The organism is Thalassospira tepidiphila MCCC 1A03514 (assembly GCF_001662875.1).
Classification (GTDB): domain Bacteria; phylum Pseudomonadota; class Alphaproteobacteria; order Rhodospirillales; family Thalassospiraceae; genus Thalassospira; species Thalassospira tepidiphila.
Map to the genome: position 1 here is coordinate 185,108 of NZ_JPVZ01000001.1, position 17,093 is coordinate 202,200.

Genomic DNA, 17,093 nt, shown 5'->3' on the forward strand with positions numbered 1-17,093 from the left:
CCGTTTTCAATGAGATATCCCTATTGGTCTGATGATATCAAAGACCCGGGATCAGCTTGCCCGGATTCATCAGACCTTTGGGATCAAGCGCGTTTTTGATCGCCCGCATGACGGCAATGGTGTCTTCACCATGCTCGGTCACCATGAAATCAAGCTTGCCATAACCAATGCCATGTTCGCCGGTGCAGGTGCCACCAAGTTTAAGCGCCCGTTCGACCATGCGTTTGTGCAGACGGTTGGCTTCTTCCATCTGGGCCGGATCCTCGGGATCCAGCAGGATCAGGGTGTGGAAGTTGCCATCACCAACATGACCGATGATCGTGCAGGTCAGCGGACTGGCATCGCAATCAGCACGGGTTTCGGAAATCGCCTCTGCCAGCTTTGAAATCGGCACACAGACATCGGTCGGCATGCCGGCCTTGCCCGGTTCAAGCTGAAGCGACGCGTAATAGGCCTTGTGGCGCGCGGCCCAAAGCTTGTTGCGGTCTTCCTGGCGGGTGGCCCACTGGAATTCCTCGGCACCAAATTCCTCGGCAACTGATTGCACGAATTCGGCCTGTTCCTTCACACCGGCTTCGGTGCCATGGAATTCAAAGAACAGGGTCGGGGCTTCCTTGTGATCCAGCTTGGAATAGTTATTCACTGCACGGACCTGCAACGGATCAAGGAACTCGATACGGGCGACCGGAATACCGGCCTGAATGGTCAGGATGACGGTATTAACCGCATCTTCCACCGTCGGGAAAGCACAGACGGCGGCCGACATCGCCTCTGGGATACCATACAGCTTCAGGCCGATTTCGGTAATGACACCCAGCGTCCCTTCGGAACCAACGAACAGACGGGTCAGGTCATAACCCGCCGATGATTTACGCGCGCGGTTGGCCGTTTTGATGATTTTACCATCCGGGGTCACGACGGTCAGGCTAAGGACGTTTTCACGCATGGTGCCATACCGCACGGCGTTGGTGCCCGAGGCACGGGTCGCGGTCATGCCCCCGATGGAGGCATTGGCCCCCGGATCAATCGGGAAGAACAACCCGGTATCACGCAGATGATCATTAAGCTGTTCACGGGTCACACCGGCCTGAACGCGGCAATCAAGATCCTCGTTATTAACTTCAAGGATGTTGTTCATCTGTGAAACGTCAATACAGATGCCACCACGCAGGGCGGCAACATGCCCTTCAAGCGACGATCCGGTACCAAACGGCACAATCGGTACTTCGTGCGCAGCACAGAGCTTGACCACCTCGGCCACTTCCTCGGTCGAGTGGGCAAAGACCACCGCATCGGGTGGCGATGCTTCATGCCAGCTTTCGTCCTTGCCATGTTGTTCAAGCACGGATGTGGCCGTTGAAAGCCGATCACCAAGCATTTCGCGCAAGGCGTTGATCAGACTTTCCGGGGTTTCGATACGTTCATATTCACGAACTGACATGATTTTACTCTTTCGGCCTGTGTGGTCCTGATGGCGGCTGTCGCTTCCCGGTGCGCCTCATATCTGTGGGGAAGACAGCACCGGACAGAAATTTGGCAAACACCCTACGCCGAGATGCCCGAAATTGGTATTACCTTTTGCCAAAACTTTGCAAAAATTCTCACGGTCGGGATCTGCAAAGGATGCAGAGATATCGCGCAGGCCCAAGTTCTGGCGATATCTCCACCCGTTTTTGACAGCATGAAATGGCATCGGATTACGCAGGGCCCGATGCCCTAGCCCTTGTTGCGATCCTGTGGCAGGGCGGCGGCAATCCGGTCCGCCAGACGTGCGAAGGGCAGACTTTGCAGCCAGACCGTCCCCGGCCCTTCCAGGGTCGTGACGAACAGACCTTCGCCGCCAAACAGCGCGTTGGTGAACCCGCCGACAAACTTGATCGAATAATCAACCGATGGCGTCATCGCGACCAATGCACCGGTATCCACCCGAAGCGTCTGGCCCGGCTTAAGGTCCTTGCGAATAATCGTGCCGCCCGCATGCATGAAGGCCAGGCCATCGCCGCTCAGACGTTGAAGGATAAAGCCCTCGCCGCCGAAAAGACCTGCGCCGAGCTTTTTGGAAAAGGCGATATCAATATCAATGCCCGATGCCGCACAGAGAAACGCATCCTTCTGACAGATAATCTCGCCACCATGTTCACCCAGATCAAGCGGCACCACCTTGCCCGGATAGGGGGCAGCAAAGGCAACATGCCCCTTGCCCGATCCTTCATGGACGAAGCTTGTTATAAAGAACCCCTCGCCCGTCAGCATGCGCTTGAAGCCGGAAAACAGCCCGCCGCCGGTACCGGTCTGCATGGCGATGCCATCGCTCATATACATCATGGCCCCGGCTTCTGCCCGGACGCCTTCGCCCGGATCGAGTTCGATTTCAACCAGCTGCATCTCTTCGCCATGGATCGTATAATCGATCACGTCTGCCATCTGGGCGTCTCCTGTTTTTCTGAATTAACCGTGCTTTACGGCCAAGTTTGGAACCTCGCGGTTTCAATCGCAAGAAAAAGGGGCGAAAACACGACAAGCGCACCCAAACCCAGCGAAGACCCTCAATTTTGCAGAACTATACGTGAGACTGAAACACCATCGTCAAGATGTTGAAGTGAAAGCATTTTGTTAAGAGGTTTCGTATAGTCCTAATAATACCAAGCTATAATGTATATTATAGCGATCAATTTGACTGATCGGTCTCGGACAAAGGCGCTTGCGATGGTCTTGCTTAGGAAATTCGACTGGATCACTCAGGACGAGGTCATGAAGGCGTCGCTTGATAAGTGGCAGCGTGTCGTCGATCTGATGACGCAGCTTCTTGGTGCCACGGCCGGATATGTTGTCGAATATAATGACAAGATCGGTTTTCGCGCCGCCCTTACAAGCAAGAACCCGGAAAATCCGTTTCCCGAAGTTTCGGGAAAACCGCAATCGCTTGACGCCAATTTGTATTGCCGGCGGGTGGTCGCCACAAAGTCAGCCTTTTACGAACCCGACGCCAGCAACAAGCCCGAATGGGCTGACAACCCCGAAGTCGTCGAAGAAGGCTATATTTCCTATTTCGGGGTGCCGCTTTTGTGGCCAAACGGCCTGGTCTTCGGGACACTTTGCGTGTTTGACACCAAGGCCACACACTATGAAAACCCGTTGCAGGAATTGATGGAGGTCTTTCGCGACCTGATCGAAGCCGATTTGCGCCTGTATGAGCAATACGAAATCATGCGCAACCTTTCGATGACCGATCCGCTGACCGGCATGAACAACCGCGCCGGGTTTGAGATGCTGGCCCATCAGAAAATCCGCATCGCCAAGCGCTATCACCACAATATCGGGATCATCTTTATCGATCTTGATGACATGAAACACTGGAACGATGATTACGGCCATGCCGCCGGGGACGCTGCCCTTCGTGCCGTTGGCAAGGCCATCACAGACAGCATCCGCGAAGTTGATATTTGCGGGCGCATCGGCGGGGATGAATTCGCCGTTCTTGGCTATGTGCGCAATCGCGGCGATCTGACGACCATTGTTACCCGTGTGCGCAACGCCCTTGATCATGTCAAACTTACCGTGCCGACCGCGAAATCGCCGATCCGCGAAACACCGAAAATCAGTTCTGGTGCTTCGGTCTTCTTCGAGCCGCTTGATAAAAGCCTTGAGGACATGATGGCGATTGCCGATCTCGAGATGTATCGCGATAAAAAAAGTCGCCGCAAATAATCACCCACCAACGCTTGGCCCAGCGACTGCCCGTGCATATCAGAACTGGCATCCCCACCCTTGAGGGCAGTGTGCCATTAACCTCCCGGTATTGTTTTTGAGTGAAACTGATCTCAAAGGGTCAGACCCGAAAGAACAATGACTTAGAGCGCACGACATGCAAATACGCAAAGGCACCGCAGACGATCTGCCTGAAATACGTGCGATTTCCGAACGCACGATAGAGCTCGGCTGTCTGGTCGAAGACCTTGATGAGACAACCAGCATCCATGCCCGCAGTGTGATTGAAATGGCGGTTGATGCCTTTTCCGCCAGTGTGCAGTCTGACAATCACTCGGTCTATGTCGCCGCCCGCGACGATAATCTTCTGGGCTATGTCGTTGCCATCCATGATGCCCCTGAAATCCGCTGGATCGTTGTTGATCCATCAGCGCAAGGCACTGGTGCGGGCAAGGCATTGATGATTGCCGCCCTTGATGCCCTGGCCGAACGCGGGGTGCGCAGCAATGTGCGCCTGACCGTCCCGGCGGCCAATGAACGCGCCAAGGCGTTTTACCGCAAATTCGGCTTTATGGTCACAGGCCCGATCAATGACCAGAAAGTGCCGATGATTGAAATGCAGCGTGCGGCTTGACAAATGCGCGCAATCGGACAATTTTTCGTCCGAACCTTAATCGGAGATTTTATGTCAGAGTCCCGGCACAGCCGCTGATCTCGGTTTGACAGCCTAGCGTCTTTCCTGCTTCCAGACCGCTGATCAGCAGATCGGACCGCCTGCCCGACCTTAAACCGGGTGCGCGTGACCGGTGCTGTTGTGCCCGTCCCGATCGAAAACCGTTTTCCCAACTGGTTTTCGGACTCTGACCGATGAATATTTCAAAGAATGAACAGCGCGTGCTGCATGCACTCGCACAAGGCGGCCTGATCAAAGTGATCAAGGACGACAAAAACCATGTTCTTGAAGCAGATTGCATCACCCGCGACGGCTGGTTTCTGACCGCCTGTACGCTTGATGTCTTCAAGAAGCTGCGCAAACGCCGACTGATCCGATCACAAGGCGGCGGACCTTACCGCATTACCCGTGAAGGGTTGCTCGCAGTTCGCGCAGAACTATGTCAACGCTGACAGCAAAGCCCGGCCCCAAAAGCCGGGCTTTGAAGCTAGCAACAGGCAATGTTAGAGGAATCTGATATTGCTCAACTGAGAGCTTACAATATCTGGCAACTTTATGCCCGTCAGCTTTTCGACCGAGGAAGAGTTGAGCCCTGTATATTCATAAAACCTGCCCAATTCCACAGGATCTCTGCTTACGTCATTTAGTGCGTCAGCTAGAAGAGTTGGCACTTCTGAATCACCAACATCATCCAACTTCTCTGACTTACTCTGGCCAGTTTTCGAAAAATGGATGTGTGCAGTTCGGTACTGAATCGCATTAATCACGCCCAGATCAAACGCCCGTCTGATGATTGCTTTTGCACTAACTTTCCACCGCAGTTTAAGTTCAAAAACCTTCTGCCAGTCAATTCTATGACCACGCGGAAACTCATTCACAAACGCATGCCTCGGCAGTAAGAGAGCACTTGCGAAACGGTTGGCCTCAGCCTCTGTCTCTTTGTCCCCCGTGTCTACCCCCAGATGAAGAACCCTATGTCCAATCTCGTGTGCGATATCGAAGCGTTGTCTATACAATGAACGAATAGCTGTACTACGGACAATTAAGGGTCTCTCTTCATTAGTGGACAATGCGTCCACCTTTTCTGAGACACCTTTGAAATACGCGACAAGCCCCCCGTTCGCTTCCACTGCATCGGTTAGATTGCCAATAGGAGCATTTTGGGGTAGCCCCCAATAACTTCGCGTCAATTCAGCCGCCTCTTCGATTTCAACGGCACTTTTAGCGATTACATCAGGGAAGTTTGGCAAAGGGAACTCATAGTACTTTTCAAGAAAATCTATGATCTTCTTGAAAAGAGTAATCGCAGCAATCGCCTGATGAGCAAACTTCTGAGGTGCAGTCCTTTGCTTCCGAAAGTGGATTTGATCAATTCCCGGCTCTTGGCCGACAGAGCGATAAAAGTAGGACACATCAACATCAAAAACTTCTGCTAAGGCAAGAGCGAACTCTTCTGCAGGATAGTCCTTCGCAGCTTCGAGTTTATTTAGATATTGCCGTGTTACAGATAGACGTTGAGCCACCTCCGGTTGCGACATTCCGTGAAACAGCCTCAGAATTCTTAAGCTCTCACCAACGAACTCATGTTTTTGATGATCCCTTAGCATCTACTTGTTCGCCATCTTTTCTTCTTCTCGCCGCAGTACGCGAAACTTCTGCCGGTTGTTCTTCTTCATAGTGCGTGTCAATTCTAGTTAGCACATGCTCGTCGTTCGCAGGAACATCATACCTGGACACCACCTTGCCATCTTCTCCGGTCAGTCCAACGAAACTGACTTGGACTACCTCTCCAGTGTCAGCGGTGTAAACAGCGAAACGCCATATTGGTGACAATACTTCGTCTTCGAATATCAGAGACCCCTGCTGCAGTTCGTCGTTCGTCCTGCGCATTGTTCGTTGATTAGGATTCTCTGCTTCACCCCGGTAAAATCCACACGGGACACCATTAATCGAAAAACGAAACTGTGCATTTCTCTTAGCTTCCAGCCAATCAACCTCACCTTTCTCCGCAAGCATGATTATGCGATTTTTTGTTCTGTCATAACTTCGGCACCCAAGGCCCCAAGAACTGTCTCCTGCGTCAACATCATGCGAAGCAAGTGCTTCCAATCTCGTATCAATTATAATTTTGGCAATAACTTCGATGCTGTCTTTATGCAGTCTCTGATTCAGAACCCAAGGCAAGAGAGTTGGCATTATTCTGCTCCATGTTTGCTCACAAGCATGAAATGGCATTTTTGCAGAAATGTCAACTTAACACCTTTTCGTCAACCTACATTGAAGATGTAAACGACTGGTAAACAACAAACAAGCAGGATGATCCCGAACCATGAAGTGGCTCGACCAAATACTTTGGAGGCTGCGACTCCAGTAGTTATTGCGCGGCCTTCTCGCCCGCAATCGCCTGCGCCCGTTTATAGGGGCCGAACGGGATTTCCTTGGGATCGAAGGTTTCAGCGGATGCGCGTTCCCAACGGGAATGCCATTCGTGGAGTTCCGGAAGTTCGGTATCTTGCAACAGGAAGCCTTCCGGCAGGTAGGGATAGGCTTCGTTGCCATCGACAAACTCGTTGTCTTTCTGGCGCACCATGAAGTGATAGGGCATGAAGTTGCGCGGGTCGGTCAAACCTGCCGCCCCGGTGATTTCCGCCAAGGCATGCATGGTATTTTTATGGAAGCGTGCGACACGTTCGCTTTTGTCACCCGGATCAAGGGCGCGTTGGCGGATTTTATCCTGTGTTGCGATCCCGACCGGGCAGCAGTTGGTATGGCAGCTTTGGGCCTGAATACAGCCCAGCGCAAACATGAAGCCACGCGCGGCATTACACCAGTCCGCCCCCAACGCCAGGGTACGGGCAATATCAAAGGCCGAGACGATCTTGCCGGCCGCGCCAATTTTGATCTGATCGCGGACACCAGCCCCACGCAGCGCATTATGGACAAAGGTCAGGCCTTCTTGCATCGGCATGCCAACCCGGTTGGCAAATTCGACCGGGGCGGCACCAGTGCCACCTTCCTTGCCATCAACGACGATGAAATCCGGGGTGATGCCAGTTTTCAGCATCGCCTTGATGATAGACATGAATTCGCGGCGGTGTCCGATGCAGAGCTTGAACCCGACCGGCTTGCCCCCCGAAAGATCGCGCAGACGGCCAATGAATTCCATCAGGCCAATCGGGGTTGAGAAAACACTGTGGGCCGCGGGCGACACGCAATCCTGCCCCATCGGGATGCCGCGGGCTTCGGCAATTTCGGCGGTGATTTTGGCCGATGGCAACATGCCACCATGGCCGGGCTTTGCGCCCTGACTGAGCTTGACCTCGATCATTTTGACCTGCGGGTCGGCGGCGGTTATGGCAAATTTTTCTTCGGAGAAACTGCCATCTTCGTTGCGCGCCCCGAAATAGCCCGAAGCAACCTGATAGATCAGATCGCCGCCCCCTTCGCGGTGATAACGTGAAATGCTGCCTTCGCCGGTATCATGGGCAAATCCGCCCTTCTTGGCCCCCTTATTGAGCGCCAAGATCGCGTTGCCGGAAAGCGCACCGAAGCTCATGGCTGAGATATTATACAGGCTGCAATCATAGGGCTGCTTGCAATGCGGTCCGCCAACACGCACCCGAAAATCGGTATCGGTGATGTGCTTGGGCGCGACGGAATGGGTAATCCACGAATAGCCGGATTTATAGACTTCCTCGATCGTGCCGAACGGGCGTTTGTCTTCGACACCCTTGGCGCGCTGATAAACAAGACCGCGTGCCTGGCGGCTGAACGGGATTTCGTCCTGATCGCTTTCAAGAAGGTACTGGCGGATTTCCGGACGGAAGCTCTCGAGGATGAAGCGGATATGCGCACTGATCGGATAGTTGCGCAGGATGGAATGCTTGTTCTGATAAAGGTCATGAATACCAACCAGCACCAGCAACCCGAAAATGACCGCAGGCACCCAGAACCAGACATCAACGGCCGTCGCCAAGATTACAGAGGCCAAAGCCAAAACCACAACACCCGTCATTACGAAGTAGCGCTGGTTCAAAATGAAGAATTTCACGGTGCTCTCTTCCTGTCCTGTTCAGGCCGATCTGATCCACGAAAAGCCGCCTTGTGCGGGGAGGCATCTGACCCTTCGTATCCGAGATAGCAGCAACATCCATGATCATCGTTGATTTGATCACGGGCCTCAATGGCAATGTCGTTGATTTCAGGGTCTAAACCCTAATTGCCCCCCATTTGATCTGAATGTGGGAACGTTTGAACCAACATCAAGAAAAAGCCGCCTTGCAACAAGGAAGCAAGGCGGCTTTGGGGACCGGAAACAAACAGGTGTTTAAGGGGGGAACACGTTCCCGGTCCGCGACATCTGGTAATGCAGGGGCCGATCAGGCCTTGCCGTAGCCCCCGCCACCCGGGGTTTCGATGACAAAGACATCACCCCGATGCATTTCTGCACCGTCGGTGCCCTTAAGCTCGATCACGGTGCCATCGATGCGTTCGACGGCATTGCGGCCAAGCTGACCGGGCTCCCCGCCCGCACAGGCCTGAACCGGTACGCGACGGTGGTTGGACAGGATTGATGCGGTCATGTCTTCAAGGAAGCGCACACGACGGATCGCACCATCGCCACCCTTGTGTTTGCCTTTACCACCCGATCCTTTGCGAATTTCAAAGCTTTCGAGCAGGACCGGGAAGCGCCATTCAAGAACTTCGGGGTCGGTCAGTCGCGAGTTGGTCATGTGCGAATGAACAGCTGCCGTACCATCAAAGTCGGGACCGGCACCGGTACCGCCACAGATGGTTTCGTAATACTGGTGCGTATCATTGCCCCAAGTGAAGTTGTTCATCGTTCCCTGACCACCCGACAGTACGCCAAGGGCGGCATACAGCGTATCGGTGACGTGCATGCTGGTTTCAACGTTACCGGCAACAACGGCGGCCGGATAACGCGGATTAAGCATCGATCCCTCGGGCACGATCAGATTGACCGGCTTCAGGCACCCGGCATTGAGCGGAATGTCATCATCAACAAGCGTTCTGAAGACATAAAGCACAGCCGCACGGGTCACCGCCGACGGGGCGTTGAAGTTGTTATCAAGCTGATCGGACGTACCGGTGAAATCAACTGTGGCCGAACGGGTTGCCTTATCAATGGTGACCTTGACGCGGACAACCGCGCCATTGTCCATTTCATAGGCATATTCACCGTCCTTCAGGACATCAATCACACGACGTACGCTTTCTTCGGCGTTGTCCTGGACGTGCTGCATATAGGCATGCACGACATCAAGACCAAAGTGATCGACCATCTTGCGCAGTTCCTGCACGCCCTTTTCATTGGCCGCGATCTGGGCGCGCAGATCGGCGATGTTCTGATAGGGGTTACGTGCCGGATATTTGGCACCTTCCAGAAGCTCGGTCAGGCCTTTTTCATCGAACGTGCCCTGATCAACCAGTTTGAAGTTGTTGATCAGAACGCCTTCTTCTTCAAGGACGCGCGAGTTTGGCGCCATGGAGCCCGGCGTGATACCGCCAACATCGGCATGGTGACCACGTGATGCGACATAGAACAGCACTTCCTTGCCATCATCACCAAACACCGGGGTGATCAGCGTGATGTCTGGCAGGTGCGTACCACCGTTATACGGGTCATTGAGCATATAAACATCGCCCGGCTTCATTTTGCCGTCGTTGTTTTTGATCACTGCCTGAACGGACTCACCCATCGAGCCAAGGTGGACGGGCATATGCGGGGCGTTAGCGATCAGAAGGCCTTCCTGATCAAACACCGCACACGAGAAGTCCAGACGTTCCTTGATGTTGACCGAGTATGAGGTGTTGGCAAGGGTCACACCCATCTGTTCGGCAATGTTCATGAACAGGTTGTTGAACACTTCAAGCATCACCGGATCGGCTTGGGTGCCAATCGCCTCGGAGCGTTTCATCGGCACGACACGGTTCAGGATCAGATGATCAAGGCCGTTGACCTTGGCTTCCCAGCCCGGATCGATCACGGTGGTGCCAACCGGCTCCACAATCACGGCCGGGCCGCGGACGGTCGCGCCGGGTTTCAGGTTTTCGCGTTTGTAGAACGGGGTCTGTTCGGTTTTGCCATCAAAGACAACCGGACGGGTCGCAAGCGGCTTGAGCATAACTTCCGCACCATCGAGTTCAGCCGACGACGCCGGAAGGCTTTGGGTTTCGCCAATCGCCTCGACCGCGACGGCCTCAACCACCAGCGGCTTTCCGTTCATGACAAAGCCGTAGCGCTGTTTGTGCTGTTCTTCGAACTGGGCCGTGATGGCATCGACATCACCGAAATCAACAATCAGCGGGGTGTCAGTACCGTCATAACGCAGATGCAGGCGTTTCAGCAGGCTGATCTTGTCATCCGAAATGCCCTGCTCTTTCAGTTCCGCCAAGGCATCGACGGCCAGAGCATCAAGTTGCTTATCGAGGTCAGCAAGGCCTTCGGCGGCAAGTTTGCCCTCAACCGCCTGTTCACGCATCGCACGGATATCGGCAAGGCCCATGCCGTATGCCGACAGAACACCAGCGAACGGATGAACAAAGACCTTGGTCATGCCAAGGGTATCGGCAACCTGACAGGCGTGCTGACCACCGGCACCGCCGAAGCATTGCAGGATATAGTCGCTGACGTCATAGCCGCGCTGAACCGAGATCTGCTTGATGGCGTTTGCCATGTTTTCAACAGCAATGCGCAGGAAGCCTTCGGCGACTTCTTCGGGGGTGCGGATCTGGCCGGTGTTCTTTTCGATGTCAGCCGCCATTTCCTCAAAGCCCTTGCGCACGGCATCGGCATTCAGCGGCTCGTCCCCTTCGGGGCCAAAGACATTCGGGAAGAAGTCCGGCTGGACCTTACCCAGCATGACGTTGATATCAGTCACCGCCAGCGGACCACCACGGCGATAGGCCGCAGGACCCGGGTTTGCACCGGCACTGTCCGGACCAACACGGAAACGCGCACCATCGAAATGCAGGATCGAGCCGCCACCGGCCGCAACCGTGTGGATTTTCATCATCGGAGCGCGCATGCGCACACCAGCGACCTGAGTTTCGAAATCACGTTCGTATTCGCCGTCATAGTGCGAAACGTCGGTCGATGTGCCGCCCATATCAAAACCGATGACCTGTTTGAAGCCATCCATTTCAGCCGTACGGACCATGCCGACAACACCGCCAGCCGGACCGGACAGGATTGCATCCTTGCCCTGGAACTTGACCGCATCGGTCAAACCGCCATTGGACTGCATGAACATCAGTTTCACACCGCCCAGCTCGGATGCGACCTGATCAACGTAACGGCGCAGGATCGGCGACAAATAGGCATCAACCACCGTGGTATCGCCGCGCGACACCAGCTTCATCAACGGACTGACCTGATGGCTGACGGAAACCTGGGTAAAGCCGATGTCACGGGCGACCTTTTCGGCGGCCAGTTCGTGCGCGGTGTAACGATAACCGTGCATGAAAACGATGGCACAGGCACGAATGCCGCTGTCATAGACCTTTTGCAGGTCGGCCCGCAGGGTATCGAGGTCCATCCCTTCGAGTTCATGACCCTGTGCGTCAAAACGGCCAGCGGTTTCGATCACGGTTTCATAGAGCGTTTCGGGCAGAATGATGTTGCGATCAAACAGGCGCGGGCGGTTCTGATAGGCCAGACGCAGCGCATCGCGGAAGCCCTTGTTGGTGACCAGGACTGTGCGGTCGCCTTTGCGTTCAAGCAGGGCGTTGGTCGCAACCGTGGTGCCCATTTTGACGGCTTCGATTTTCTCGGCCGGGATTTTCTCGCCATCGGCGACCTCAAGCAGTTCGCGGATGCCCTGAATGGCGGCGTCCTTATACCGTTCGGGGTTTTCCGACAGCAGTTTGTGGGTGACAAGCGCGCCATTGGGTTTGCGGGCAACGATATCGGTAAATGTGCCGCCGCGATCGATCCAGAACTGCCATTTCGGCTGTCCGGTGGTCTGCGAGGCGGGCGAATTTTGGTCGAGCGGGGCCATGATGCTCACTCCTTCAGGCATCTGTAGTCAGAAAATTCGAGTATTTTGGTCAGTTCAAATCATGAACCGTTAGCCACTCATTTGCGTTGGCAGCCATGTGACGATCCCCGGAAATACGGTGATCAGAAGAGCGGCAAACAACAGCAGGAAGAAGAATGGCAAGGCAGCAACTGCAATCTTGAACAGGTTCTTGCCTGTCAGGCCTTGCAGAACGAAAAGGTTAAAGCCGACCGGTGGTGTGATCTGTGACATTTCGACCACCAGCACGACATAGATGCCGAACCACAACAGGTCGATGCCAGCAGCCTGCACCATCGGCAGGATCACAGAGGTTGTCAGAACCACCACCGAAATACCGTCAAGGAAACATCCCAGAACGATAAAGAAGATCGTCAGCGCACCGAGCAACGCATAGGGCGACAGCTCCATCTGGGCGATCCATGCGGCCAGTTCACGCGGCACACCGGTAAAGCCCATGGCAACCGTCAGCACCGCGGCACCCGCAAGGATAAAGCAGATCATGCAGGATGTCCGGGTTGCCCCCATGATGCCATCAAGCAAGCTTTCCTTGGAAAGCGACCCGCTAAGGGCTGAGAGGATCAACGCACCGACCACACCAAATGCCGCGGCCTCTGTCGGGGTTGCCACCCCGCCATAGATCGAACCGATGACAGCCGCAATCAGAACGATGACCGGGATCAGGCGACCCGATGCACGGATCTTTTCAGCAAACGGAATGCTGGGGGCCGCTTCGGGCATCTTGTCCTTATTGATCGTGGCCCAGATGCCAACGAAGCTCATGAACATGATGATCAGCATGACACCGGGGATCACGCCGGCAATGAAAAGACGGGCAATCGAAAGTTCGGCCGAAACCCCATAGACAATCAAAATGATCGACGGCGGGATCAGAAGACCCAGCGTACCGGACCCGGCAAGGGTTCCGAGGATCAGGCTATCGGCATAGCCCTGTTTACGCAGTTCGGGGATCGACATGCGCCCGATGGTGGCCGCCGTTGCCGCCGACGACCCCGACACCGCGGCAAAGATACCGCAGCCCAGAATATTGACATGCAACAACCGACCCGGAAGCTTGTTCAGCCACGGGGCAAGCCCGGTGAACATGTCTTCGGACAGGCGGGACCGAAACAGGATTTCACCCATCCAGATAAACAGTGGCAGCGGTGCCAGCGACCAGGTCGCAAGGCTTGACCATGCTGTGGTCGCGATGATCGGACCGGTTTGCGCACTGGTGAAAACATCAATGGCAAAGACGCCAATGGCAAAAAGTGCAAGTGCAACCCACAGACCAGCGCCCAGAAACAGGAACAGCAGGCCCATCAGGATAAGACCGATTTGAAGTACGTCCATGACCGCCCCCTACTCGTTCAGATCGTTCGCTTCGCCGCCGACAAAAGCGGGTTCGCGGCCAGCCAGAAGATCAACAAATGCTTCGAGCAGGGCGATGGTAAAGACAACCAGTCCAAAGGCCATGGCGGTTTGCGGGATCCACAGCGGGAAGGCCAGAACGCCGGGCGATGTATCGCCATACGAAAAGCTTTCCTCGGCCAGAACCGCCATCCACCAGGCGAAGTAACCGGCAAGATAAATCGCAGCCAACAGCGTGATCGCTTCCATTGTCCGGCGGACACGACCTTTGAGGTGCGAAAGGACGATCATGACCCGGATGTGGGTGCCCGCGCGAAGGGCCGGGCCAAGGGCAAGGAACGTACCGGCAGCAAGCGAGAACCCGGCCAGTTCATTGGCATCGTGGACGGCGATCCCGACAAGACGCCCCAAGGACTGGGCGAGGATCAGCAGCGCAATGATTACCAGGAACGCGGCCGCCAAAACGGCACTGAATTTGAATAAATAATCTAGCAGTCTGCGCACAGCAGTCCCCCTTTCCGCCAACGATCATCCCCAAAGCGACGTATCGTACCTAACGGACAGTAACATTAAAATGTGCGGATTGTCCGGGACCGAACGGAGGACGACAGCCGTCCGGCCCCGACAATTGGCAAGAACTAGTGCTTAGTTCTTGAACGCGTCGATGATGGCCTGGCCTTCATCGCCGGTTTTTTCCAGCCAACCAGCGACCATTTTGTCACCGGCTGCTGCCAGACCGTCTTTGAGTTCTGCACTCGGTGCAGCAACGTTCATGCCGTTTTCAGAGAGAATTTTCTTTTTCTCTTCGGCTTCTGCCATGCTCATTTCCCAGCCGCGGGTTTCGGCTTTGGCAGCGGCTTCAAGAACAGCAGCCTGAACGTCAGCAGACAGGCCATCGAATGCGCTTTCGCTTACGATAACCATGTTTTTCGGAAGCCATGCCTGAACGTCATAGAAGTTCGAAACAAAGTCCCATGCCTTGGAGTTGGCACCGGTCGACGGCGAGGTGATCATCGCTTCGACAATGCCGGTTGCAAAGGCGGTCGGGATTTCCGGAACTTCAACCTGGGTCGCGACCATGCCGGTCAGCGATGCCAGTTCGGACGTGGTGGCGTTATAGGCGCGGAACTTGACACCATCGAGGTCTGCAACGCTGTTGACTTCGTTTGCGGTGTAAAGGCCCTGTGCCGGCCACGGAACAGCATACAGAACTTTAAGACCGTCTTTTGCGAGGGCTGCTTCGATGCCTTCGCGCGATACTTCCCAAAGTTTCTTGGCGTCTTCGTAAGAAGTCGCAAGGAACGGGATCGCGTCAACGGTGTAGATCGGGTTTTCGTTGGCCAGCAGCGAAATCAGGGTTTCGCCGATCGGCACCAGGCCGCGCTGAACCGAACGTTTGATGTCAGCATGCTTAAACAGCGAACCACCGGAATGAACGGTGATGCTCAGCTCACCGCCAGATGCTTCATTCACATCCTTGGCAAATTCAATGATGTTCTGGGTGTGGAAAGTCGCGTCAGGATAAGGCGTTGCCATGTCCCAGGTTTCTTCAGCGGATGCAAAGCCGGCTGACATGGTGATCGCTGCGACTGCGACAGTCGAAAGTGCTTTTTTCAACATTTTTCAAGTCTCCCTGTGTGTGATGCAAGCCGATACACGCTATCGCGTATCGAGACTCCAAAGTAGCCTCCCGACACATTGATCACATTTTGCCGACAAATTGTCAACTTTAATTCATAGCAGATATGCGAAATCCGGGAAACAACACTTAGAACCCCACCTGCGTGAACCCGCAAAAACCAACCATTCGTCTGATATTTTTGTTGTTATTGTTGCCTGCCGGGGGCATTCAACTAGCGATCAAACAAATAACAAGTGGGGAAAATCCAATGTCAGATCTTTCGGGGAAGTCTGTCTGGATTACAGGTGCCGGTAGCGGCATCGGTGAAGCAATTGCCAAATCTCTGGCGGCTTGTGGGGCGCACGTTGCCCTTTCGGCGCGGCGCGAAGAGACACTTCGGCAAGTTGCAGATGACATTGCGGCAAGCGGGGGAAAAGTTGAAATTTACCCGCTCGACATCAGTGACAGCGACAAGGTTATTGAAACGGTCGCGAAAATCAAAAGCGCGATGGGCAAAATTGATGTGCTGATCAACTGTGCTGGTGTGAACACCCCGAAACGGCATTGGCGCGATCTTGATATCAAAGACTGGCAGCATATCGTCGCTGTCAATCTGAACGGTGTCGCCAACACCGTTTGCGCGACCCTGCCCTTGATGCGCGATCAGCAAGACGGACTTATCATCAATATTGCGTCCTGGGCCGCAAAGCATGAATTCCCGGTCGCAGGTCCTGCCTATATTGCATCCAAGCGCGGTGTCGTCGATCTTTCGCACAGCATCAATCAGGAAGAACTGCACAACAACATCCGCTGTTGCTGCATTTCGCCGGGCGAAGTTGCCACCCCGATCCTTCAGCAACGCCCGGTACCGATAGAACAGGAAGAGCTTGATCGTCTTTTAAAGCCAAGCGATCTAGCAGAAATCGTGACTTATGTGGTCGGGGCCCCCAAGCGGGTCTGCTTCAACGAGATCGTGATGTCCCCGACCTACAATCGTACCCTGTTGCCAATTCAGCCCTAGGTGCTGTCCCGAGACATCGCGGATGCCTGGGGACAAGCCTTGGCAGCGGTATCAGCGGCGCGAGTTACATCGCGCTTGCTGCACGTGATGCCTGGTCATAGACACCGGAAATTGCGCGAAGGGTCTTGGCGACATCCCCGACTTCCTCGCTATTGACGCCAAGCCGCTGGAAAGTCTCAATCAGGCAATCCTCGCGGACCTGACGGTATTTCTCACACATTTCACGGCCTTCCTTGGTGGTCGCGTAATGCACTTCCTTGCCGCGTTTGACACCCTCAACCAGTCCAAGCTTGCGGAGCTTTTTAAGGGAATAGTTCACAAGATGGCTGTCCTCGACATTCAGAACAAAGCACACTTCAGACAGGCTTTTTTCCCGTTCACGGGAATTGACATTGTGCAGTACCAGAATATCGAGAACCGACACATCGGGCATACCTGCCGCACGCATGCACCGCACCATCCAGCGGTTAAATGCGTTACCTGACAGGATCAACGCAAATTCAAGTTCCGACAGTTCGGCTGCGCGTTCCGAGACAAGATGTGACGATGAGACGATACGTGTTTTATCAGCCATCCGACGTTCCCTGTAATGCAATATTCCCGGTCACCAACATAGGTTCCGACCAGGTTCATTGGAAGTTTGTCGGCATTTTATCGCGA

General features: G+C 54.5%; 14 protein-coding genes. 4 read left to right on the top strand and 10 right to left on the bottom strand.

What is annotated here, in order from left to right:
* Positions 1 to 37 precede the first annotated feature (37 nt).
* A complete protein-coding gene (locus TH4_RS00875) occupies positions 38 to 1,441 on the bottom strand; it encodes an FAD-linked oxidase C-terminal domain-containing protein (protein WP_064779573.1) in 1,404 nt (467 codons plus the stop codon).
* Between the two features lie 275 nt (positions 1,442 to 1,716).
* On the bottom strand, positions 1,717 to 2,424 hold the full coding sequence (locus TH4_RS00885) for a TIGR00266 family protein (protein WP_063088864.1): 708 nt from the start codon (positions 2,422 to 2,424) through the stop codon (positions 1,717 to 1,719).
* A gap of 282 nt (positions 2,425 to 2,706) precedes the next feature.
* Between TH4_RS00885 and TH4_RS00890 the strand changes: the two genes are divergently transcribed.
* The 3 genes from TH4_RS00890 (at position 2,707) to TH4_RS00900 (ending at position 4,833) form a co-directional block, all read left to right on the top strand.
* Positions 2,707 to 3,708: a sensor domain-containing diguanylate cyclase gene (locus tag TH4_RS00890; RefSeq protein ID WP_245227661.1), complete on the top strand. Its 1,002-nt coding sequence runs from the start codon at positions 2,707 to 2,709 to the stop codon at positions 3,706 to 3,708.
* Between the two features lie 157 nt (positions 3,709 to 3,865).
* Positions 3,866 to 4,342 (top strand): GNAT family N-acetyltransferase, encoded by a 477-nt coding sequence (locus TH4_RS00895; protein WP_064779575.1) that lies wholly within the window; start codon positions 3,866 to 3,868, stop codon positions 4,340 to 4,342.
* 233 nt (positions 4,343 to 4,575) lie between these two features.
* Entirely contained in the window at positions 4,576 to 4,833 is a 258-nt protein-coding gene (locus TH4_RS00900; protein WP_063088860.1) for a YjhX family toxin, read from the top strand.
* 51 nt (positions 4,834 to 4,884) lie between these two features.
* Here the strand turns inward: TH4_RS00900 and TH4_RS00905 are convergent, their stop codons facing one another.
* The 7 genes from TH4_RS00905 to TH4_RS00935 form a co-directional block, all read right to left on the bottom strand.
* The gene (locus TH4_RS00905) at positions 4,885 to 5,988 is read right to left on the bottom strand and encodes an XRE family transcriptional regulator (protein WP_083996918.1); all 1,104 of its coding nucleotides are present in this window, start codon (positions 5,986 to 5,988) and stop codon (positions 4,885 to 4,887) included.
* Complete coding sequence (locus TH4_RS00910) at positions 5,963 to 6,577, bottom strand: hypothetical protein (protein ID WP_064779577.1); 615 nt, start codon at positions 6,575 to 6,577, stop codon at positions 5,963 to 5,965. The genes TH4_RS00905 and TH4_RS00910 overlap by 26 nt, the downstream gene beginning before the upstream one ends.
* A 178-nt stretch (positions 6,578 to 6,755) precedes the next feature.
* The gene (locus TH4_RS00915) at positions 6,756 to 8,432 is read right to left on the bottom strand and encodes an FMN-binding glutamate synthase family protein (RefSeq protein ID WP_143588657.1); all 1,677 of its coding nucleotides are present in this window, start codon (positions 8,430 to 8,432) and stop codon (positions 6,756 to 6,758) included.
* 328 nt (positions 8,433 to 8,760) lie between these two features.
* Positions 8,761 to 12,402 carry a hydantoinase B/oxoprolinase family protein gene (locus TH4_RS00920; protein WP_064779578.1) on the bottom strand — a complete coding sequence of 1,214 codons (3,642 nt, stop codon included), beginning with the start codon at positions 12,400 to 12,402 and terminating at the stop codon, positions 8,761 to 8,763.
* 69 nt (positions 12,403 to 12,471) lie between these two features.
* Complete coding sequence (locus tag TH4_RS00925) at positions 12,472 to 13,773, bottom strand: TRAP transporter large permease (protein ID WP_008889618.1); 1,302 nt, start codon at positions 13,771 to 13,773, stop codon at positions 12,472 to 12,474.
* Between the two features lie 9 nt (positions 13,774 to 13,782).
* Complete coding sequence (locus tag TH4_RS00930) at positions 13,783 to 14,295, bottom strand: TRAP transporter small permease (RefSeq protein WP_008889617.1); 513 nt, start codon at positions 14,293 to 14,295, stop codon at positions 13,783 to 13,785.
* 141 nt (positions 14,296 to 14,436) lie between these two features.
* Complete coding sequence (locus TH4_RS00935; RefSeq protein ID WP_008889616.1) at positions 14,437 to 15,411, bottom strand: TRAP transporter substrate-binding protein; 975 nt, start codon at positions 15,409 to 15,411, stop codon at positions 14,437 to 14,439.
* A 269-nt stretch (positions 15,412 to 15,680) separates the two neighbouring features.
* On the opposite strand from TH4_RS00935, the gene TH4_RS00940 reads away from it, so the two are divergent.
* Complete coding sequence (locus TH4_RS00940; protein WP_064779579.1) at positions 15,681 to 16,433, top strand: SDR family oxidoreductase; 753 nt, start codon at positions 15,681 to 15,683, stop codon at positions 16,431 to 16,433.
* A gap of 64 nt (positions 16,434 to 16,497) precedes the next feature.
* On the opposite strand, the gene TH4_RS00945 is transcribed toward TH4_RS00940, so the two are convergent.
* Entirely contained in the window at positions 16,498 to 17,007 is a 510-nt protein-coding gene (locus TH4_RS00945) for a winged helix DNA-binding protein (protein WP_008889614.1), read from the bottom strand.
* Positions 17,008 to 17,093 lie beyond the last annotated feature (86 nt).